This is a genomic window from Streptomyces sp. NBC_00210 (assembly GCF_045160975.1).
In the GTDB taxonomy this organism is placed as follows: domain Bacteria; phylum Actinomycetota; class Actinomycetes; order Streptomycetales; family Streptomycetaceae; genus Streptomyces.
In genome coordinates this window covers 4,568,487-4,589,489 of the sequence record NZ_CP108120.1, presented here as the reverse complement: position 1 = coordinate 4,589,489, position 21,003 = coordinate 4,568,487, and the positions used below count along the sequence as shown (strand labels likewise).

Here is a 21,003-nt window from a genome sequence, read left to right as displayed (position 1 = left end):
GGGTCGTCCCGCGTCGCGTTGTCCGCGATCTGCGGGCGGTCACACTCTCTGCCGTCAACCGACCGGTCAGGACAGAGACTTGTACGTCTGCCAGCCGGAGCCGGTGAAAGCAACGGAAAGCGGAAGGGCCCTGTGGTTCACCGCGGGGATGACGGACCCTTCCCGGCGGTTGAGGTCCTCAGAACAGCTCGGCGTACTTCTGCCAGCCGGTCCCGATCTTCACCCGGGCCGTGAAGGTGCCCCGTCCGGTGCCGTTGTAGCGCCACAGCACGCCCGCCATGTCACGAGCCACCAGGTCGGCCCTGCCGTCGCCCGTGAGGTCACCGATGCCGACGACCGCGTTGTAGATCTGCCAGCCGCTGCCGGCCTTGACCCGGTTCGCAAGGGTGCCTTGCCCCGTGCCGTTGTAGCGCCACAGCGCCCCGGAGGCATCGCGCGCCAGCACATCTCCCTTGCCGTCGCCGTTCAGATCGCCCGCACCCACGATCAGCAGGTTCTTCCAACCCCTGCCGATACGAACGCCCGCGCGCACTCCGCCGCCCGAGGCGTTGGCCGCGTACAGGAAGAGATCACCCGTGGTCGTCTGACGGGCCAGCATGTCGGGGCGGCCGTCGCCGGTGAGGTCGCCGGGGGAGACCAGCACGTCGAACTGGTTCCAGCCGCTGCTGCCGACCAGCTTGTCCGGCACCTCGGGCCACGAGTACCTGGCGCAGCCTCCGTCCATCAGATAGAGCCGTCCCGGCCAGCGGCGGACCAGGAAGTCGTTGCACCGGTCCCCGTTCAGATCGCCCATCGGGACGATCTTCGCCCGGTCGTCGAGGACGGGTCCTCCTTCGTATCCGCCGATCGTTCCGTCGCTCCGGCCCGGCCGGATGGACATGATCGGATTGCCCTTGCTCAGGGTGATCAGGTCGCCGATCGCGTCCCGCTCCCAGACGTCCCGCCACGCGGGCGTTCCGTAGATCTGCTGGAAGGTGCCGCTCCAGACCCCAGGGGCACCATGGCCGTCGGCGGGCCGAGCGGTCACGGTCCAGGTGTAGCGGCCGTTGGCCAGCCGGGTGCCGCCGTCCGAGACCCCTGTCCATGTGGCGTAGAGGGTGTGCCGGGCCTCGCCGCCCGTCTGCGTGCGGACGGTCTTCCCTGTACGGGGGTCCTTGAGGGTCAGCGTCCAGTCACCGGCCGGCTTGGACAGACGTACCCAGAACTGCCCGGTGTCGGTGTAGTCGTCCGCATCGGCTCCCGCGCTGGTCCCGGAGTGCTGGTACAAGGTGGCCCACCCACTGAGCGGCTGGGTGGCAACCCCCACCGGCACCACATGCACACGCTGAGCGGCATCCGAGTACGCGACATGACCACCGAACTTGTCGACCGTCCAGGTCACCCGGCGCTGCGGCCGCTGAGTGGCGGGGAAGTCGGCCAGCGGGCTGTTGACCGCCGTGCCGGAGGTGAAGTCGGTCAGTTCAAGCTTGCCGTCGGGCTTGTTGTGCCGTACGAGATAGCCGTCGCCCAGTAGCGCCTCATCGGCCGGTACGGGGACGGACTTCTTCGCCGTACGGTCGTACACACCGGCCCGGGTGCCGCAGGACCAGTACAGCCAGCGACCGAGGGCCTGAAGCTCCTCGGGGGTGCAGCCCGAGCCCGTGTCGACCTCGCCGGCGGGCTTCTTCGCCGCCAGGTCGTACGCGGTCACGCTGCCGGTGTTCCCGGTCGCACTCCACAGCGTGCCGGCCCACAGGGCAGAGGCCACCGGAGTGCGTGTCAGCAGCTTGATGTCGGTGGCGGCCCCGGTGTTGTAGACGGTCTGCTGGTTCGTCCCTGCGTGGGTGTAGACGACATAGTGGTCGGCCGCGTCGGTGATGGTCCCGCCGGACAGGCCCGTGGGCACGGCGGAGCCGTAGCGCGTCACGATCTGGTCGTCTGCGTCCGCCTTGTGCGCGAGGCTGATCAGGTCCCCGCCGTCGGAGTACAGCGCGTGGCAGTCGGGGGCGGACGGCAGGCACTCACCGCCGAGTTCCATGACCGATCCGCGCTCGCCATATTCGGGCGTCCCCTGCACATGGAGTTCCCGCGTATAGGCATGGCGCTTGCCGCTGCTGTCGTCCCCGACGAACAGAGTGCCCCCGCCGACTGCGAGGCCCTGAACCTTGGCCGGCACGGCCGCCAGATCGAGCACCCTTGACACTTGCGGGGCACCGTCAGCGCCTTCGGTCACGCGGTAGGCACCCCAGTCCAAGGGACCCGTGATGCCACCGACCACCACGGCGGAGCCGTCCGGTCCCGGAGTGATGGGGCTCGAATACCCGGCACGCGCAAGCAACTTCCGGGGCTCTCCGCCCGCGAGCGGCGTGGCCTTGATCCCGACCGAGCCGCCGGTGGCCTCAACGAGCCAGTTACCGACGAGCACGGGCCGGAACGAACTCTTCAGCTTCGGGACGCGGACGGGCTCGGCCGAGAGATCGTCTCGGGGGACGACGTTCAGCACGGTGGGCTGGGTTCTGTCGTACCAGGCCACGTGACGAGGCGTCAGCAGCGTGGCCACACTGCCGCCGACCGGTGCGGTGCGGCCGGTGACCTTCGCCGTGGTGATATCGACGGCGGCCAGACTTCTGGCACCGGCCAGGTCGACAGACAACAGGAGAGAGGACGCGTCTCCGCCTGACACGGGGGAGTCCACGAGGCGGGCTCCTTCGGGCAAACCGCCGACGAGCCTGTCGCGGGTGGTGCCGTCGTCGGCGACATCCAAAAGGTGGACCTCAACCGGGACCGGTTGAGCGTCAGACGCAGGAGACGCGTACTTCACGGCGACGACCGTGTTGCCGTACGTCCGAGCGTAGGAAAGGCCGCCCGGGATCTTCACGAATGCAGTCGTGCCGCGAGCCATGTCGCGCAGTTCGACTTCACCTGCTCGCGAATAGGCGAGCGTGTCGCTCCCGGAGGTGTGAATGAAGATCCGAGGTTCCGTGCGGGTCGACGCGGCCGAGAACGACTGGCCGTCGGAGTAGCGCGTCCACTGGATGCGGGTCGCGCCGTCCGGCTGGTTGAAGAAGCCCAGCGCTCCGGCGCCACCAGGTCCAGAGTCCTGCGATCCCTGCAGATAAAGGGCTCGCTCCTTGGCTGCGTAGGCCGCGGGAATCTCCACGGCGCCCGGGAATGGAGCCGGCCCGGCGCCGGTCGCGTCACCACGTGCGGCCTGAGAGTTGGCGGAAGCGAGCCCGGCGGTCAAGGTGAAAGCAACGGCGGCCGCCACGGCGGCGCGCATGAGGGCACGATGGGCCACTCAGTCCCTCCCCAGGACAAGAAGATGGCATGGAGGGACCAAGCACCTGTTCCGGCACCGGAATCTTGTTGAGCTGCCCCCCGGCAGAATCCCCCACGCGAGTGGACGGATCGTAACAGCAGCCCCACAGCAGCAAACAGGGCCCGTACGACACCCAAGTGCCGTACGGGCCCTGCCAGTCAGACCGTCAGGTCAGGTCAGCCGTTGCGCTTCCAGCGCGGCTTGTCGTCACGGCGCCCGAAAGAGCCCGTGTTCGTGCCGGTGCTGCCACCACGGTGCTCGTCCCGGCGGCCGTACGGGCGGTCGCCGCCGGAGCGGAAGCCGCTCGCGGGGCGGTCGTCGCGGCGGTCGCGGTTGAAGGGGCGGTCGCTGCCGCGGTGGCCGGACGGGCGGTCGTCGCGGCGGAAGCCGCCACGGTCGTCACGGCGCTCGAAGGAACGGCCACCACGGTCGTCACGGTCACGGTTGAAGCCACCCGTCGGGCGGTCGCCGCCGGAGCGGAAGCCGCCGGAGGGACGGTCGTTGTCACGACGGAACCCACCGCGCTCGCCGCCACGGTCGTCACGACGCTCGAAGGAACGGCCACCACGGTCATCGCGACGGTCGTTGTCACGACGGAAACCACCCGACGGACGGTCGTTGTCACGACGGAACCCACCGCGCTCGCCGCCACGGTCGTCACGACGCTCGAAGGAACGGCCACCACGGTCATCGCGACGGTCGCCGCCGGAGCGGAAGCCGCCGGAGGGACGGTCGTTGTCACGACGGAACCCGCCACGGTCGCCACCACGGCGCTCGAAGTTGCCCCGGTCGTCGCGGCGCTCGTACGCCGGACGCTCGGTCGGCTGCTCAGGCACCGATACCGCCGCCTCGACCTCGGCCTCCGCGGCCTCCGTCACCTCGGCCACCGCCGCCTCCGGGTCGTCGCCACGCTCGCGCGCCGCGCGCGCCACCAGGCGGTCGGCCTCCTCGCGGAGTTCGGCCGCGCGGCGCTGCACGCGCTCCAGCTCCTTGGTGAGGTCGGCGACCTCGCGCTCGGCCTGCTTCGCGGCGTTGTTCGCGGAGTCGGCCTGGACCTCGGTCAGCGAACGGGCGCCGGTGATCTCGGCGACCTCCGGGTCGAAGGCGCCGGCACCGCCGACGATGTGGCGCGAGGCGTCGACGCCCGCATCCTCCATCAGGCGGAAGATCTGGCGGCGCTGGTGCGGCAGGGACAGCGACACAACCGTGCCGGACTTGCCGGCGCGGGCGGTGCGGCCCGAGCGGTGCAGATAGTCCTTGTGGTCACCGGCCGGGTCCACGTTCAGGACCAGGTCGATGCCGTCGACGTGGATGCCGCGGGCGGCGACGTCGGTCGCGACGAGCGCGTTGACGTAGCCCTTCTTGAAGTCCTCGAGGACGCGCGTACGGGCGCCCTGCGTCATGCCACCGTGCAGCGCGTCGGCCTTGACGCCCGTGTCCTGCAGCTGCTCGGCGATCCGGTCCGCGCCCAGCTGGGTGCGGACGAAGATGATGGTGCGGCCCTTACGGGCGGCGATGGCGGCGGTGACCGGCGCCTTGTCCTTCGGCTTCACGACGAGCACGTGGTGCGTCATGGTCGTGACGTTGCCCTGAGCGCTGTCGACCTCGTGGCTGACCGGGTTGGACAGGTAGCGCTTGACCAGGGTGCCGATCTCGTTCTCCATCGTCGCGGAGAAGAGCATGCGCTGACCGCCGGCCGGAACCTGGTCGAGCAGCTCGGTGACCTCGGGCAGGAAGCCCAGGTCGGACATCTGGTCGGCCTCGTCGAGGATCGCGACCTGGACGTTCGCCAGGGAGCAGGCGCCGCGGTTGATGATGTCGCGCAGTCGGCCCGGCGTGGCGACGAGGATGTCGACGCCGCGCTCGAGCGCGTAGATCTGGTTGCCCATGGACGTACCGCCGCAGACGACCTTCATCTTGAGGCCGAGGACGTCGCCGTAGGGCTGGAGGGCGTCCGCGACCTGCATCGCGAGCTCACGGGTCGGGGTGAGGATGATGCCGCGGGGCTTCTTCTTCTCGGTGTGGCCGCCGGCCAGGGTGGCGAGCAGCGGGAGGCCGAAGGAGAGGGTCTTGCCGGAGCCGGTGCGGCCGCGGCCCAGGATGTCCTTGCCGGCCAGGGCGTCCGGGATGGTCGCGGCCTGGATCGGGAAGGGGACGGTCACGCCGTTCTGCGCGAGCTTGCGGACGACGCCCTCGGGCAGGCCAAGGTCGCCGAAGGTGACCTCGGGAGCGGTGTCGACAGCGGTCTCGGGAGCGGTGTCGACGGTCTCGGGGGACGTCTCGACGACGGCCTCGGCGGACTCGTTCTCGGGCATGACGGCGTGATCAGTACTGAAAGTGGACATGCGAAATGCGAAACCTTCCGGAGTCTCGGCACGCGCCCAAACTCCGTGATTTCGCAATTCGACCGCCTCAATGCGGTCAGCCACGGCTAGGGAGAGTACGCGCCACGCGGCGCTCTTCTGTGTCGGCGCCGGGCAATGGGATCAAACGATCTACCACCATACGCACCCTCCCCCACCGAAGGCAAACCTCGCCCGAGTGACTCCCGTTACACGGGCACCGCGGGGCCGTCGCGCGACTGATCACATGGGTCCCTGCTGGGGTGACGCGGCCGGTTCCGTACGCATTCCGTACCCCTGCACGTTCGCCGGCATCGCCCCCGCCCGCACCTCAGGCGCGGACGACGCCGGCGGCGGATCGGTCGGCTCGCTCGGCGGTGGTGTGGGACTCACCGGCGGCGGCTCGGACGGCGAAGGCTGCGGTTGCGGCTGCGAGGGCTGCGCGGAAGGGGAAGCTCCGCCTCGCGTGGGCTCGGCCCCCCGGGGCGGCTGCGGCCGCTGCTGTGCGGGGCCCGCGCTGGGGCCCGCCGTACCGCTCGGGCTCGGCGACGCGCCCGCTCCCGCCGCGCCCCCGTCGGACGCGTCCGAGCCGTGGCCCGCACTGGCGTGCCGGCCGCCCGGCACCCCCTGCCCGCCGTCGGGCTCGGCCACCGTCCCACGCCGGTCCGTCGTCGAACGGGGCGCAGGCTTGCCGCCCTCGTCGTCGCTCACGCTTATACAGCCTGCCGAGGCTGCGACCGCCAGCGCAGTGGCGATCCAGACAGCCAAACGGCCGGGGGCGGACAACTGGCGCACGAGCGGCACCTCCGGGTCACGGGAGCACAGGTTTCACTGCCCAACTCCCTGTCCCCCACAAGGGTCACGCCCCACGTCGCACAAGGGACGCGGCACGCACCACCAGGACAGCTGCCCCTACTGCGTAAACCCGCGCGCCAACTCCGCGCCCAGGAACACCGATCCGAGCCCCACCAGCAACGACGCGGCCACATTCGCCGCCGCCAGGAAACTCCAGCCGCGCTCGGCCAGCCGCAGCGTCTCGTACGAAAACGTCGAGTACGTCGTGAGCGCCCCGCACAGGCCAATACCGAGCAGCGCGTACGTCGCCGAGGACACTGCCGCCCCCGACAGCACGCCCAGCACCAGGCTCCCCGCCGCATTGACCACGAAGGTCCCCCAGGGGAACACCGAGTCGTGCCGCGCCTGCACCGCACGGTCCGTCAGATACCGCAGGGGCGCACCGACCGCCGCGCCCATCGCCACCAGGAGCCAGTTCACCGCGCTGCCGCCCGGGTCAGGACCGCCCTGGTCGCCGAAGCCCCCAGCCACACCGCGCCCATCGCGCCGACGACCGTCGCGACCGCGTACGTCAGCGCCGTGATGGCCTCCGCACGCTCCAGCAGATCGGTGAAGTCCAGTACATACGTCGAGAAGGTCGTGAACCCGCCGAGCACGCCCACGCCGAGGAACGGCCGCACCAGCGGATGCGCGGGCCTGCCACCCCGGCCGCCCTCGCTGACCAGCACCATCAGCACCCCGATCAGCGCGCAGCCCAGCACATTGACCCCCAAGGTCGCCCACGGGAACCCGCCGTCGTCCACGGGCCACATCCTCGACGCCGCGAACCGCGCCAGGGACCCGACCACACCCCCCAGCGAGATCACCGCGAGCACCGGCCACTTGTGACGGCCGGCGGTCTCCGCACGCTGCGCGGGCACATGGAGATCGACGTCCGGATCGATCGCCTCCGGCACGCCGGGGCCGCTCACCCGTACCCCAGCTCGTGCAGCCGCTCGTCGTCGATCCCGAAGTGGTGGGCGATCTCGTGCACCACCGTGATCTCGGTCTCCTCGACCACGTCCTCACGGGTCTCGCAGATCCGCAGCGTCGGCCCCCGGTAGATCGTGATCCGGTCCGGCAGCACGCCCGCGTACCACTCGCCCCGATCGGTGAGCGGAGTCCCCTCGTAGAGCCCGAGCAGCTCGGGGTCGTCGGTGGCGGGTTCGTCCTCGACGAACACCGCGACGTTGTCCATCAGCCGCGTCAGCTCCGGCGGGATCCTGTCCAGGGCCTCGGCGACCAGTTCCTCGAACTCCTCGCGCGTCATCTCCAGCACGTGGCCATTGTCACGTACGGCGCCCGGCCGGTCGCCCCGGCATGGCTGCCCGCCCGGGTGGGCATACGGGACCAATGGCCCGCCAAGCCGCAGAACCGAACCGATCGATACGAGCCGCGCTCACCCGGCTCCGGCGCCACTACAGCTCGCGCCGCACCGGCCCCACCAGCATCCTTGTCCACACCCCGCACCCGTGGGTCCGTGCGCTGGGCCTCACCGCCGTGGTCCTGCTGGGCGCCTGGCTCGGCCTGCTGATCGTCGGCAGCGTCCGTGCGCCGGTCGGCCCGATGGACACCAGCATGACCCTGCGCCCGTCCCTGTCCGGCGGCACGAAGATCAACGTCTCCCCGCTCGGCGCCCTGGAGTTCGACTCCCATGTCGCGCCGATCCGCCTCGACGTCGACGTCGACCGGCTCGACCCGGCCCGCTCCGAGGCCCTGGTCGAACATCCCGAGCGGCTCTCCGGGCTCCAGGACGAGGTCGCCCGCGACGTGGCGGACGGCACCACCGAGCTGGCCGTACGCTCCTGCGTCGCCGTCGTCTCCGGCGCGACCGCCCTCGGTCTCGCCGTCTACCGTCGCCCGCGCCGGGCACTCGCCGCCGGCGGTCTGGCGCTCGCGCTCCTCGCGGCCTCCGGTATCTCCGCCTACGCCACCTGGAACCCGAAGTCCGTCCTGGAGCCGAGGTTCTCCGGACTGCTCTCCAGCGCCCCGTCGGTCGTCGGAAACGCGCGCTCCATCGTCACCGAATTCGACGTCTACCAGCAGGAGTTGGCGCGCCTGGTCACCAATGTGACCAAGCTGTACGACGCAGCGTCGACGCTCCCGACGTACCGGCCGGACCCGAGCACGATGCGGGTGCTGCATGTGTCCGACATCCATCTCAACCCAGCGGCGTGGCACATCATCGGCTCACTCGTCGAGCAGTACGGAATCGACGTGATCATCGACTCCGGCGACACGATGGACCACGGCACCGCCGCCGAGAACGGTTTCCTCGACCCGATCCCCGACCTCGGCGCGCCCTACATCTGGGTGCGCGGCAACCACGACTCCCGCATCACGCAGGCGTATCTCTCCCGCATGAAGAACGTGCATGTGCTCGACGACGGCCGGGCGGTCACGGTGGCGGGCCTGCGCATCGCGGGCTTCGGCGACCCTCAGTTCACCCCCGACCGCTCGATCGTCGCGCAGGGCGACCCGGCCGAGCGCATGACGGGCATCCGCTTCGCCTCGGCCCTGCGCGACCAGGCCCGCGCGCACACGCCCGTCGACATCGCGGTCACCCACAACCCGGTCGCGGCGCGCGAGACCGACGGTGAGGTTCCGCTGGTCCTGGCGGGCCATGTCCACCACCGCGAGACACAGGTGCTCGAACTCGGCACCCGTCTGAAGATCGAGGGCTCGACGGGCGGCGGAGGCCTGCGCGCGGTCCAGAACCAGAAGCCGGAGAAGGTGCGTGCGTCGGTCCTGTATCTGGACCGTACGACGAGGCGGCTGCAGGCGTGGGACGAGATCACGCTGGGGGGCCTGGGCCTGACGACGGCCGAGGTCAGCCGCCATCTGCCGGAGGAGAACCACCCGGGCGCCACGCCGTCCCCGAGCCCGGCTTCCCCCACCTCCCCGCCCTCTCCCACTGCGTTGTCCTGGGGGCGACCTCCAGACCCCCGTAAACCGTTTTGGCGATAGCTCCCCGCATCCCATATGCTTCTCACGTCCCCGACGCGCTGCGAAGCGCCCAGGTGGGCCCTTAGCCCTCATCGTCTAGTGGCCCAGGACGCCGCCCTTTCAAGGCGGTAGCACGGGTTCGAATCCCGTTGGGGGCACGCATCACCATGTGCGAGACTTGTGCTCGCACATTGCTTGGTCCTGTGGAGCAGTTTGGAGTGCTCGCCACCCTGTCAAGGTGGAGGCCGCGGGTTCAAATCCCGTCAGGACCGCTGCGGCTCGCGAGAGCCGCGTGGCTGGGTAGCTCAGTTGGTACGAGCGATCGCCTGAAAAGCGATAGGTCGCCGGTTCGACCCCGGCCCCAGCCACCATCCGAAAGCCCCGGCCCCAGCGGACCGGGGCTTTCGTCGTACCTGCCGGAGGCAGCCGAACGCGTTCCCCCTTGCTGTCGAATTTTTTGGGAGGTTGCTTCGGAAGTGGACGGATCTGGTCCACACCGCACCGCTCGGGGGCCAAATGCGTTCGCCAGTGGTTTCCCGGGGGTGCGATCCTGGGGTCCGTATGTCTACTTCCTTCGCAGACCTTCAGACCCTGCTGGCCGGGGCGTCACTGCGCGACGCCCACCGGCTCGGCCGCCGTCTCGAAGGCGCCCGCCGCATCCGTAAGCCCGAGGCTCGGCAGGCCGTGCTGGACGAGATCGCCGCCGAGGCCGAGCATTCCGCCGCCCGCACGGCCACGCGCGCCGCACGGGTGCCGGAGATCACGTATCCCGAGCAGCTGCCCGTCAGCCAGAAGCGGGACGAGATTCTCGAGGCGATACGGGACCACCAGGTCGTGATCGTCGCGGGCGAGACCGGCTCTGGCAAGACGACCCAGATCCCGAAGATCGCTCTGGAGCTCGGCCGGGGCGTACGCGGCATGATCGGCCATACGCAGCCGCGCAGGATCGCCGCCCGCACCGTCGCCGAACGGGTCGCGGAGGAGTTGCGGACGCCCCTCGGCGAGGCCGTCGGCTGGAAGGTCCGCTTCACCGACCAGGTCAGCAACGACACCTTCGTCAAGCTGATGACGGACGGCATCCTGCTCGCCGAGATCCAGACGGACCGCGAGCTGCGCGCCTACGACACGATCATCATCGACGAGGCCCATGAGCGGTCCCTCAACATCGACTTCCTGCTCGGCTACCTAGCCCAGCTGCTGCCCAAGCGCCCCGATCTCAAGGTGGTCATCACCTCCGCGACGATCGACCCGGACCGCTTCTCCCGGCACTTCGGCGACGCCCCGATCGTCGAGGTGAGCGGCCGTACGTACCCCGTGGAGGTCCGTTACCGCCCGCTCCTCGAAGAGGACGGCGAGGACTCCGACCGCGACCAGATCACCGCGATCTGCGACGCCGTCGAGGAGCTCCAGACCGAGGGCAAGGGCGACATCCTGGTCTTCCTCTCCGGCGAGCGCGAGATCCGCGACACCGCCGACGCGCTCAACAAGAAGCAGTACAGATTCACCGAGGTACTGCCGCTGTACGCGCGGCTCTCGCACGCCGAGCAGCACCGCGTCTTCCAGCCCCACACCGGCCGCAGGATCGTCCTGGCCACCAATGTCGCCGAGACCTCGCTGACCGTCCCCGGCATCAAGTACGTGATCGACCCGGGCAACGCCCGTATCTCCCGCTACAGCCATCGCACCAAGGTCCAGCGCCTGCCCATCGAGCGGATCAGCCAGGCCAGCGCCAACCAGCGCAAGGGCCGCTGCGGCCGTACGTCGGACGGCATCTGCATCCGGCTGTACGACGAGGACGACTTCCTCTCCCGCCCGGAGTTCACGGACGCCGAGATCCTGCGCACGAATCTGGCCTCCGTCATCCTCCAGATGACCGCGGCCGGCCTCGGCGACATCGAGAAGTTCCCCTTCATCGACCCGCCGGACCACCGCAACATCCGCGACGGCGTTCAGCTGCTGCAGGAACTGGGCGCGTTCGACCCGGCGCAGAAGGACCCCAGGAAGAAGCTCACCCAGCTCGGCCGCAAGCTCTCGCAGCTGCCGGTCGACCCGCGGCTGGCCCGGATGGTCATCGAGGCCGACAAGAACGGCTGTGTGCGCGAGGTCATGGTGATCGCGGCCGCGCTCTCCATCCAGGACCCGCGCGAGCGGCCCGCCGACAAGCAGACGCAGGCCGACCAGCAGCACGCCCGCTTCAAGGACGAGACCTCCGACTTCCTCGCCTACCTCAACCTCTGGCGGTACATCCGCGAGCAGCAGAAGGAGCGCGGCTCCTCCAGCTTCCGCCGGATGTGCAAGCAGGAGTATCTGAACTTCCTGCGCATCCGCGAGTGGCAGGACATCTACGCCCAGCTGCGTACGGTCGCCAAGCAGATGGGCCTGCACCTCGAGGAGCCCTCGGCGGACACGGTCGCTCCCGAACAGTCCGTACACACCTCGCTGCTGGCCGGTCTGCTCTCGCACATCGGCCTCAAGGACACCGACAAGAACGAGTATCTGGGCTCGCGTGGCGCCAAGTTCGCGGTCTTCCCCGGCTCGGCGCTCTTCAAGAAGCCCCCGCGCTTCATCATGTCGGCGGAGCTGGTCGAGACGTCCCGGCTGTGGGCCCGTGTCAACGCCAAGGTCGAGCCCGAGTGGATCGAGCCGCTCGCCGGACATCTGATCAAGCGCACCTACAGCGAGCCACACTGGGAGAAGGACGCGGCCGCCGTGATGGCGTACGAGCGGGTCACGCTGTACGGCGTGCCGATCGTCGCCCAGCGCAAGGTGAACTACGGGCGCATCGACCCGGAGACCTCACGCGATCTCTTCATCCGCAACGCCCTCGTCGAGGGTGACTGGCGTACGCACCACAAGTTCTTCGCGGACAACCGCAAACTCCTCACCGAGGTCGAGGAGTTGGAGCATCGCGCCCGCCGCCGCGACATCCTGGTGGACGACGAGACGCTCTTCGACTTCTACGACCAGCGCGTTCCCGAACATGTGGTGTCCGGCGCGCACTTCGACTCCTGGTGGAAGCACAAGCGCAAGGACTCGCCCGAACTTCTCGACTTCGAGCGCGAGATGCTCATCAACGAGAAGGCCGGGTCGGTCACCAAGGACGACTATCCGGACTCCTGGCGGCAGGATCGGCTGAAGTTCCGTGTGACGTACCAGTTCGAGCCGGGCGCGGACGCGGACGGCGTGACCGTGCACGTTCCGTTGCAGGTGTTGAACCAGGTCACCTCCGAAGGCTTCGACTGGCAGATCCCGGGTCTGCGCGAGGACGTGGTGATGGAGCTGATCCGCTCCCTCCCCAAGCCGATCCGACGGCACTACGTCCCGGCGCCGAACTACGCGAAGGCCTTCCTGGAGCGGGCTGTGCCCCTCCAGGAGCCGCTGCCCACCACGCTCGCCCGCGAGCTGCAGCGCATGGTCGGCGTCCCGGTCTCGGCGGACGACTTCGATCTGGGCCGGGTCCCGGACCATCTCAAGATCACGTTCCGGATCGTGGACGAGCGCCGTAAGAAGCTCGCCGAGGGCAAGGACCTTCAGGCGCTGAAGCTCCAGCTGAGGCCGAAGGCACGCCAGGCGCTGTCCAAGGCCGCGGCGGCGACCGCGGGGCCTTCGGGCGAGTCCATCGAGCGCTCGGGCCTGAAGGACTGGACGATCGGCACGCTGTCGCGCGTCTTCGAGACCCGGCGCGCCGGCCAGCCGGTCAAGGCATACCCGGCGCTGGTCGACGACGGCGAGAGCGTCTCCGTACGCCTCTTCGACACCGAGGCCGAGCAGCAGCAGGCGATGTGGCGGGGCGCGCGGCGGCTGATCCTGCTCAACATCCCGGTGAATCCGGCCAAGTTCGCCTCGGACAAGCTGACCAACCAGCAGAAGCTGGCGCTGTCCCGCAATCCGCACGGCTCGATCCAGGCGCTCTTCGACGACTGCGCGATGGCTGCGACGGACAAGCTGATCTCGGACCACGGCGGGCCCGCGTGGGACGAGGAGTCGTTCCGCAAGCTGTTCGACAAGGTCCGGGCGGACCTCGTGGACACGACCGTACGGACGGTGGACCAGGTTCAGCAGATCCTGGCCGCGTGGCAGGCGTGCGAGCGCCGTCTGAAGGCCACGAACAGCCTGGCGCTGGTCAAGAACGTCCAGGACGTACGGGAGCAGCTGGCGGCCCTGATGCCGGCGGGCTTCGTCACCGCGACCGGTCTGCGCCGCCTGCCCGACCTGATGCGCTACCTGGTCGCCGTCGACCGCCGCCTGCAGCAGATGCCGACGGCTGTCCAGCGCGACACGACGCGCATGGAGAAGGTCCACGAGATGCAGGACGAGTACGCCTGGCTGCTGGAGCAGATGCCGCAGGGCCGCCCGGTTCCGCAGGAGGTCCTGGACATCCGCTGGATGATCGAGGAGCTGCGGGTGAGCTACTTCGCGCATGCGCTGGGCACGGCGCAGCCGGTCTCGGACAAGCGCATCGTGAAGGCGATCGACGCGGCGGCGCCGTGACCGGCGGGGCGGCTTGCATCGGGTTCGACCGCACGGCCTGACCTGCTGTACAGTCTCTCTCGCAGCCAACGCACATGACGGCTGCGAAACATGGTCCTGTGGAGCAGCTTGGAGTGCTCGCCACCCTGTCAAGGTGGAGGCCGCGGGTTCAAATCCCGTCAGGACCGCAGTGATTACGAAGGCCCGCATCCAGCGATGGACGCGGGCCTTCGTCATGCGCCGGCCCGGGCCGCCGGAGGCCGCGGCGCAGCCCCGACAAGGGCCCGGGCAGATCAAGCCTCGCCGGCGATTGAGGAGTGGGGGTCGCCCCACGCCCGCAGGGCGTAGGGGGAGGATCCGGGGCGGAGCCCCGGCTCACGGGGCTCAGGCGTCACACGCGCCGCAACCGTCGTCCCGCCGTCTTGACGGCGTCATCTGCCACCGGTACCCAATCCATAAGGGACGGCACACACCGGAGGTGACGTGCATGGCGGCGTCCGCAGCGAGGCAGCACGAGACCAAGGCGCTTCTGCGCGCCCATCTGAAGGCCGCATCCGGCTATCGACACCTCACGCGGCACTGCCCCATCTGCCATCGCCTCCAGCGGCTCGCCATGGAACCTTCCACAAGCACCCCGCAGCCGGAGGACCGAGGCCCAACCCCTGACTGACTGGCCCTGCATTGGCAAGAGTTGTGCAGTGTGACGGGTGTCACCGAATCCGTTTCCGGAACCGGGGAACTTACCCCCTTCCTACAACCAACCAATTTAATATGTGCAATTGCACCACCTGCTGAGCACCTCCCCGGGCAACCACACGCCCCCCTTCCCCACCCATCCGGACCCATCCCCACCCATCCCCGGGCACAAAGAAAAATCGCGCTGGACCCGGCGGAGTCCAGCGCGATCAATGACGAAGTGTCCGTTGGGGCAGACGACCGTCATGTGGAGCTATAGGGGGGCTTGCCGGGATGGGGGTCCCGAAAATGCCCGATCAGTGGGTGTTCAGGCCTCGCTACGCTGCTGCGGAATACCCGCAAGCAGTGCGCGGACCTCTGCCTCGCGGTACCGACGATGTCCACCGAGCGTGCGGATGGACGTGAGCTTGCCTGCCTTGGCCCAGCGGGTGACCGTCTTCGGGTCCACGCGGAACATCGTGGCAACCTCAGCCGGGGTCAGCAGCGGCTCGGCATCAGGGGTGCGAGCGGTCATGAGCGGCCTCCTCGGGAGAACCGAACCTTCTCGGTTCTTTCCTCTAAATTCTGCACCTTGACCCGCGTTGCCCGAAATGGCGGACGCGGGTCGAGTCGGTTATAGGACGAACGGCTTGTCCTCGGCACTACAACTACACCATCCGTCCAGCCACGTCGGCCAAACCGATGGAATTGCCCTCTGAGGTGTCCATCAACGGCGGAAGTCCGATGGACCATGCCATAGCGGACAGTCACGCCACAGTGACGATCAGTCACAGAGCGATCAGGAGTCACCAGACCCCCCACAGTGCGCAATGCCGAGAATTCCGACCATAGTTGGACGGAAGGAGCCCTCGCCGGGCTCCTTGTCCTATTTTGACACGAGGGTAGGTGATGGGCGCAAGGCCCAGGTAAGTGCCGTCCGTCACGCTTGAGACAAAGGCCCGGTACGGGACCTACGTCCCGGCCCGAGGGAGTCAATGATGCTCAATGATCGCCAGAAACGCTCAGTTGGCGAACTGAAGGTCCCTCACAGCGCGCCATCGATCGACCAGACGGGCGTATGCCTCGCCCGCCCCCTCGCCGTCGCCGGCCCGCAGCGCCGCGATCCCCGCGGCCAGATCCGCGGCCGAGTGATCCTCGTCGAGCTGCGCTCCGGTCAGAGCGTGCACCAGGCCGCCGTAGTCCAGCTCGACCAGGGAACGGGGATGGAACTCCTCCAGCCACCGCCCCACATCTACCAGGCCCTCGGTCAGCGGGCCCTCGTCGATCGTCTCCCGCAGCGTCTTCAGCGCCCGCGCCACCCGGCGCCTGGCCTGCACCATGGGCGTCCGGTAGCGCATGCGCGGGGCAGCCGTCCCGGCCGGCTCGTACTCCCGCTCGTCGTCCGAGAAGAGCACGAACCAGCGCACCGGCACCTGCCAGACCGCCGTCCTGATCCACGGCCTGGCGTCGGGGTTGCGCTCGCGCCACTGTTCGTAGTCCGCGGCCGCCTGCCCGCGCACCACCGGCGGCAGCACCGCGTCCAGCAGCGGGGCCGGCAGCTGCTCGGAGAGCTCCTCCAGCGCCAGCCAGCCACGCAGCCGGGTCCGCCACGGACAGACGCACACCACCCCGTCCGCCTCCGCCACAAAGGCGTCGCCGCTCTCGTGGACCGGCACCGGGACCGGCGGGGTCGGCAGCAAGTCGGCCAGCGAGCGACGCAGTTCGTCCTGCGCGGTGGGGGTGCGCTCCCGGCGCGCATAGCGGGCCCAGTGGCCCCGTTCAGGCTCGGGAAAGGCCGCCAGCGGCTCGTACACCCGCAGGTAGGCCGCGTACGGGACGAGGACCGAGGACAGCGCTGGCATGCGGCAAATCCTTCCACGCCGGTACTCCGCCAGGGGGTGATCCTCAGCACTGCGTCGGATCTACGCCCGCGTAGGACTTACCCTCATCCCCAACTGGGCCTTCCCCACCCACAGGAGGCCCTTCATCCGCCGCTTCGTACTTGGGAGTCACCACCGTGACCGATCTGACCGACGGCGTCCTGCACACCCTGTTCCGATCCGACCAGGGCGGCCACGAGCAAGTCGTGCTGTGCCAGGACCGCGCCTCCGGCCTGAAAGCCGTGATCGCCATCCACTCGACCGCCCTGGGCCCGGCCCTCGGCGGCACCCGCTTCTACCCGTACGCCACCGAGGAAGAGGCCGTCGCGGACGCGCTGAACCTCTCCCGGGGGATGTCGTACAAGAACGCCATGGCCGGACTCGATCACGGCGGCGGCAAGGCCGTGATCATCGGTGATCCCGAGCGGATCAAGACGGACGAGCTGCTGCTCGCCTACGGCCGCTTCGTGGACTCCCTCGGTGGTCGCTATGTGACGGCCTGCGACGTCGGTACGTACGTCGCCGACATGGACGTCGTGGCCCGCGAGACACGCTGGGCCACCGGTCGCTCCCCCGAGAACGGCGGCGCCGGCGACTCGTCCGTGCTGACCGCCTACGGCGTCTTCCAGGGCATGCGGGCCTCCGCCCAGCACCTGTGGGGCGACCCGACACTGCGCGGCCGCACGGTCGGCATCGCGGGGGTCGGCAAGGTCGGCCGCCACCTGGTCGAGCATCTGCTGCAGGACGGCGCCGAGGTCGTGATCACGGATGTGCGCGAGGAGTCCGTACGGGGGATTCTCGACAAGCACCCGCAGGTCACAGCAGTCGCGGACACCGCAGCCCTGATCCGTACGGCAGGTCTGGACGTCTACGCCCCGTGCGCGCTCGGCGGCGCGCTGAACGACGACTCCGTGCTCGCGCTCACCGCCAAGGTGGTCTGCGGCGCGGCCAACAACCAGCTCGCGCACCCGGGTGTCGAGAAGGATCTCGCGGACCGCGGGATCCTCTACGCCCCGGACTATGTGGTCAACGCCGGCGGAGTGATCCAGGTCGCCGACGAGCTGCACGGCTTCGACTTCGACCGCTGCAAGGCGAAGGCGGCGAAGATCTTCGACACCACGCTGGGGATATTCGCGCGTGCGAAGGAAGACGGCATTCCGCCGGCCGCCGCGGCGGACCGGATCGCCGAGCAGCGCATGGCGGAGGCCCGCCGGCGCTGATCCTTGCCGGGCCCGGCCCGCCGACCTGGGAGACAAGACTCACCCCGGTCGGCGGGTCGACTGCCAAGAAGAGGTTAAAATCGCAGTTGACCAGCGAGGACAGGGCTCCTCGCGGGTTCTGCGAAGTGGCGCGTCATGCGGGCGGCGTACCGTATGGCCGCGGAAGCAGGTACCGTTGAAGCCCTACGGACCGGTCTCTCCACGGAGAGCCCGTTCTGAATCATGAACGCGTGTCAAGACTCTGGGGCCGTCGAGCCCCGTCACCGAGGGGGTCGAGCCATGGGGCGCGGCCGGGCCAAGGCCAAGCAGACAAAGGTCGCCCGCCAGCTGAAGTACAACAGCGGCGGGACTGACCTGTCGCGTCTGGCCAACGAGCTGGGCGCTTCGACTTCGAGTCAGCCTCCGAACGGCGAGCCGTTCGAGGACGACGACGAGGAAGACGACCCGTACGCACAGTACGCGGACCTGTACAACGACGACGATGACGAGGACGACGAGTCCGGTCCGTCGTCACAGCGCCGCGGCGCTTGACGTTGCACTGACACACCGACCCGGTCCGGGGCTGCCCCCGGACCGGGTTCTGTGCTGTTCAGCTTGCGGCCGCTCTCACTGTGCGTACGTACCCGTCAGGGTCGCGCCGGTCGCGTGGTCACCGCGCTCGGTGATCTCTCCGGCGACCCATGCGTCGACGCCACGGTCAGCGAGCGTGGTCAGCGCCGCGTCCACCGACTCCTCGGGGACGACGGCGATCATGCCCACGCCCATGTTGAGGGTCTTCTCCAGCTCCAGGCGCTCGACCTGACCGGCCTTGCCGACGAGGTCGAAGACCGGGCCCGGCGTCCACGTCGAGCGGTCCACGACTGCGTGCAGCTCGTCCGGAACGACCCGGGCGAGGTTGTTGGCGAGACCGCCGCCGGTGATGTGGCTGAAGGCGTGCACCTCGGTGGTCCGGGTGAGCGCCAGGCAGTCCAGCGAGTAGATCTTGGTGGGCTCGAGCAGCTCCTCGCCCAGCGTCCGGCCGAACTCCTCGACCTGCTGGTCCAGGGACATGTTCGCCCGGTCGAACAGGACGTGGCGGACCAGCGAGTACCCGTTGGAGTGAAGGCCGGAGGACGCCATGGCGATGACCGCGTCACCCGTACGGATACGATCCGCGCCGAGCAGGCGGTCGGCCTCGACCACTCCCGTACCGGCGCCGGCGACGTCGAAGTCGTCCTCGCCCAGCAGCCCGGGGTGTTCGGCGGTCTCGCCGCCGACCAGCGCGCAGCCGGCCAGGACGCAGCCCTCGGCGATGCCCTTGACGATGGCGGCGACCCGCTCGGGGTGCACCTTGCCGACGCAGATGTAATCGGTCATGAAGAGCGGTTCGGCGCCGCAGACGACCAGGTCGTCGACGACCATGCCGACGAGGTCGTGGCCGATCGTGTCGTACACGCCCATCCTGCGGGCGAGGTCGACCTTCGTGCCGACGCCGTCGGTGGCGGAGGCGAGCAGCGGGCGCTCGTACCGCTTGAGGGCCGAGGCGTCGAAGAGACCGGCGAAGCCGCCGATGCCGCCGAGGACCTCGGGGCGCCGGGTCTTCTTCACCCACTCCTTCATCAGCTCGACGGCGCGGTCGCCCGCTTCGATGTCGACGCCCGCGGCCGCGTAGCTGGCACCGGTGCCCGCGTGCGGAGCACGCTCAGAAGATTCAGCAGGCATGCTGGAGAACTTTCGTGTCGTACTGCAGGGGACTACGGGCGACGGAGCGCGTCGGCGGCGTCGGTGCCGCCCGCCAGCTCGGTCTCCAGGAGCTGCTTGCCGAGCAGCTCGGGGTCGGGAAGCTCCATCGGGTACTCGCCGTCGAAGCAGGCGCGGCAGAGGTTCGGCTTGGCGATGGTGGTCGCCTCGATCATGCCGTCGAGGGAGATGTACGAGAGCGAGTCCGCGCCCAGCGAGGCGCCGATCTCTTCGATCGTCATGCCGTTGGCGATGAGTTCGGCGCGGGTCGCGAAATCTATGCCGAAGAAGCAGGGCCACTTGACCGGCGGGGACGAGATCCGGATGTGGACCTCGGCGGCGCCCGCCTCGCGGAGCATCTTGACCAGGGCGCGCTGGGTGTTGCCGCGGACGATCGAGTCGTCCACGACGACCAGGCGCTTGCCCCGGATGACTTCCTTGAGCGGGTTCAGCTTGAGGCGGATGCCGAGCTGGCGGATCGTCTGGGACGGCTGGATGAAGGTGCGGCCGACGTAGGCGTTCTTCACCAGGCCGGAGCCGTAGGGGATTCCGCTCGCCTCGGCGTAGCCGATGGCGGCGGGGGTGCCGGACTCCGGCGTCGCTATCACCAGATCGGCCTCGACCGGGGCTTCCTTGGCGAGTCTGCGGCCCATCTCCACGCGGGAGAGGTAGACGTTGCGGCCCGCGATGTCGGTGTCGGGGCGCGCCAGATAGACGTACTCGAAGACACAGCCCTTGGGCTTCGCTTCTGCGAAGCGGGAGGTGCGGATGCCGTTCTCGTCGATGGCGATGAGCTCGCCCGGCTCGATCTCGCGGACATAGCTGGCGCCGCAGATGTCGAGGGCGGCGGACTCGCTCGCGACGACCCAGCCGCGCTCGAGGCGGCCGAGCACCAGAGGGCGGATGCCCTGCGGGTCGCGGGCGGCGTACAGGGTGCCCTCGTCCATGAAGACCAGGGAGAACGCACCCTTGACGTCCGGGAGCACCCTGGCGGCGGCCGCTTCGATGGTCAGCGGCTTGCCGTCGTCGTCGACCTGGCCCGCGAGGAGGGCGGTGACGAGATCGGTGTCGTTGGTGGCGGCGACCTGGGTGGCCCGGCCGTTCTCCTTGGGGAGTTCCGCGACCATCTCGGCGAGCTGGGCGGTGTTGACCAGGTTTCCGTTGTGGCCGAGCGCGATCGAGCCGTGGGCGGTGGCCCGGAAGGTCGGCTGAGCGTTCTCCCACACGGAGGCGCCCGTGGTCGAGTAGCGGGCGTGACCGACCGCGATATGACCCTTGAGGGAGCCGAGGGAGGTCTCGTCGAAGACCTGCGAGACCAGGCCCATGTCCTTGAAGACGAGGATCTGGGAGCCGTTGCTCACCGCGATTCCCGCGGACTCCTGTCCTCGATGTTGGAGGGCGTAGAGCCCGAAGTAAGTGAGCTTCGCGACCTCTTCACCCGGAGCCCAGACACCGAAGACGCCGCAAGCGTCCTGGGGGCCTTTCTCACCGGGGAGCAGGTCGTGGTTGAGTCGTCCGTCACCACGTGGCACGGCACCGAGTGTAGGCGAGATCGACCACTGGTCCGAATTGGGGATCCGGACGGGGCTCGCTCGGGAGCGGCCGGAGGCGGCCTTCGC

General features: G+C 69.2%; 15 protein-coding genes and 4 tRNA genes. 9 read left to right on the top strand and 10 right to left on the bottom strand.

The features are described 5' to 3' along the window. Positions 1–178: 178 nt before the first annotated feature. From OG729_RS20880 to OG729_RS20855, 6 genes are all read right to left on the bottom strand, one after another. Positions 179–3,259: an FG-GAP-like repeat-containing protein gene (locus tag OG729_RS20880; RefSeq protein WP_405807604.1), complete on the bottom strand. Its 3,081-nt coding sequence runs from the start codon at positions 3,257–3,259 to the stop codon at positions 179–181. 215 nt (positions 3,260–3,474) lie between these two features. Then, complete coding sequence (locus tag OG729_RS20875) at positions 3,475–5,643, bottom strand: DEAD/DEAH box helicase (protein ID WP_405807602.1); 2,169 nt, start codon at positions 5,641–5,643, stop codon at positions 3,475–3,477. Between the two features lie 240 nt (positions 5,644–5,883). After that, entirely contained in the window at positions 5,884–6,351 is a 468-nt protein-coding gene (locus OG729_RS20870; protein ID WP_360873163.1) for a hypothetical protein, read from the bottom strand. Positions 6,352–6,552: 201 nt separating this feature from the next. After that, complete coding sequence (locus OG729_RS20865) at positions 6,553–6,915, bottom strand: CrcB family protein (protein WP_360873160.1); 363 nt, start codon at positions 6,913–6,915, stop codon at positions 6,553–6,555. After that, a complete protein-coding gene (crcB, locus tag OG729_RS20860) occupies positions 6,912–7,406 on the bottom strand; it encodes a fluoride efflux transporter CrcB (RefSeq protein WP_360873157.1) in 495 nt (164 codons plus the stop codon). Before crcB ends, OG729_RS20865 begins: the two co-directional genes overlap by 4 nt. Then, positions 7,403–7,753, bottom strand: a complete 351-nt coding sequence (locus OG729_RS20855; RefSeq protein ID WP_360873154.1) for a metallopeptidase family protein — start codon at positions 7,751–7,753, stop codon at positions 7,403–7,405. Before OG729_RS20855 ends, crcB begins: the two co-directional genes overlap by 4 nt. Positions 7,754–7,827: 74 nt before the next feature. Here OG729_RS20855 and OG729_RS20850 point away from each other — a divergent pair, with 74 nt between their 5' ends. The 7 genes from OG729_RS20850 to OG729_RS20820 all read left to right on the top strand — a co-directional run bounded on the left by OG729_RS20850 (position 7,828) and on the right by OG729_RS20820 (position 14,560). Continuing rightward, complete coding sequence (locus tag OG729_RS20850; protein ID WP_405807600.1) at positions 7,828–9,441, top strand: metallophosphoesterase; 1,614 nt, start codon at positions 7,828–7,830, stop codon at positions 9,439–9,441. A 64-nt stretch (positions 9,442–9,505) separates the two neighbouring features. Then, positions 9,506–9,578: transfer RNA gene (locus tag OG729_RS20845), tRNA-Glu, on the top strand. A gap of 39 nt (positions 9,579–9,617) precedes the next feature. Beyond that, a tRNA-Asp gene (locus OG729_RS20840) sits at positions 9,618–9,692 on the top strand. Positions 9,693–9,714: 22 nt separating this feature from the next. After that, positions 9,715–9,791 (top strand) — tRNA-Phe (locus OG729_RS20835). 190 nt (positions 9,792–9,981) lie between these two features. After that, positions 9,982–13,911: an ATP-dependent RNA helicase HrpA gene (hrpA, locus tag OG729_RS20830; RefSeq protein WP_405807599.1), complete on the top strand. Its 3,930-nt coding sequence runs from the start codon at positions 9,982–9,984 to the stop codon at positions 13,909–13,911. Between the two features lie 92 nt (positions 13,912–14,003). After that, positions 14,004–14,078: transfer RNA gene (locus OG729_RS20825), tRNA-Asp, on the top strand. 47 nt (positions 14,079–14,125) lie between these two features. Then, complete coding sequence (locus OG729_RS20820) at positions 14,126–14,560, top strand: DUF6274 family protein (RefSeq protein WP_405811208.1); 435 nt, start codon at positions 14,126–14,128, stop codon at positions 14,558–14,560. 333 nt (positions 14,561–14,893) lie between these two features. Here OG729_RS20820 and bldC read toward each other — a convergent pair whose 3' ends face one another. Next, on the bottom strand, positions 14,894–15,100 hold the full coding sequence (gene bldC, locus OG729_RS20815; RefSeq protein ID WP_003949541.1) for a developmental transcriptional regulator BldC: 207 nt from the start codon (positions 15,098–15,100) through the stop codon (positions 14,894–14,896). A 487-nt stretch (positions 15,101–15,587) separates the two neighbouring features. Beyond that, on the bottom strand, positions 15,588–16,427 hold the full coding sequence (locus OG729_RS20810) for a hypothetical protein (protein WP_360873145.1): 840 nt from the start codon (positions 16,425–16,427) through the stop codon (positions 15,588–15,590). Between the two features lie 155 nt (positions 16,428–16,582). On the opposite strand from OG729_RS20810, the gene OG729_RS20805 reads away from it, so the two are divergent. Both OG729_RS20805 and OG729_RS20800 read left to right on the top strand, forming a co-directional pair. Next, a complete protein-coding gene (locus OG729_RS20805) occupies positions 16,583–17,665 on the top strand; it encodes a Leu/Phe/Val dehydrogenase (RefSeq protein ID WP_405807597.1) in 1,083 nt (360 codons plus the stop codon). Between the two features lie 279 nt (positions 17,666–17,944). Next, complete coding sequence (locus tag OG729_RS20800) at positions 17,945–18,196, top strand: DUF3073 domain-containing protein (RefSeq protein WP_360873139.1); 252 nt, start codon at positions 17,945–17,947, stop codon at positions 18,194–18,196. 75 nt (positions 18,197–18,271) lie between these two features. Here the strand turns inward: OG729_RS20800 and purM are convergent, their stop codons facing one another. Further along, entirely contained in the window at positions 18,272–19,366 is a 1,095-nt protein-coding gene (gene purM / locus OG729_RS20795) for a phosphoribosylformylglycinamidine cyclo-ligase (protein ID WP_405807596.1), read from the bottom strand. Positions 19,367–19,398: 32 nt separating this feature from the next. Continuing rightward, positions 19,399–20,916, bottom strand: coding sequence for an amidophosphoribosyltransferase (gene purF / locus OG729_RS20790; RefSeq protein WP_360873133.1), 1,518 nt, complete (start codon positions 20,914–20,916; stop codon positions 19,399–19,401). Between the last annotated feature and the right edge of the window lie 87 nt (positions 20,917–21,003).

What these genes read in the sequence shown, in the direction of transcription:
- OG729_RS20880 (WP_405807604.1), bottom strand. Translation starts at nt 3,259, where the DNA reads ATGCGCGCCGCCGTGGCGGCCGCCGTTGCTTTCACCTTGACCGCCGGG.
- OG729_RS20875 (WP_405807602.1), bottom strand. Translation starts at nt 5,643, where the DNA reads ATGTCCACTTTCAGTACTGATCACGCCGTCATGCCCGAGAACGAGTCC.
- OG729_RS20850 (WP_405807600.1), top strand. Translation starts at nt 7,828, where the DNA reads ATGGCCCGCCAAGCCGCAGAACCGAACCGATCGATACGAGCCGCGCTC.
- hrpA (WP_405807599.1), top strand. Translation starts at nt 9,982, where the DNA reads ATGTCTACTTCCTTCGCAGACCTTCAGACCCTGCTGGCCGGGGCGTCA.
- OG729_RS20820 (WP_405811208.1), top strand. Translation starts at nt 14,126, where the DNA reads ATGCGCCGGCCCGGGCCGCCGGAGGCCGCGGCGCAGCCCCGACAAGGG.
- bldC (WP_003949541.1), bottom strand. Translation starts at nt 15,100, where the DNA reads ATGACCGCTCGCACCCCTGATGCCGAGCCGCTGCTGACCCCGGCTGAG.
- OG729_RS20810 (WP_360873145.1), bottom strand. Translation starts at nt 16,427, where the DNA reads ATGCCAGCGCTGTCCTCGGTCCTCGTCCCGTACGCGGCCTACCTGCGG.
- OG729_RS20800 (WP_360873139.1), top strand. Translation starts at nt 17,945, where the DNA reads ATGGGGCGCGGCCGGGCCAAGGCCAAGCAGACAAAGGTCGCCCGCCAG.
- purM (WP_405807596.1), bottom strand. Translation starts at nt 19,366, where the DNA reads ATGCCTGCTGAATCTTCTGAGCGTGCTCCGCACGCGGGCACCGGTGCC.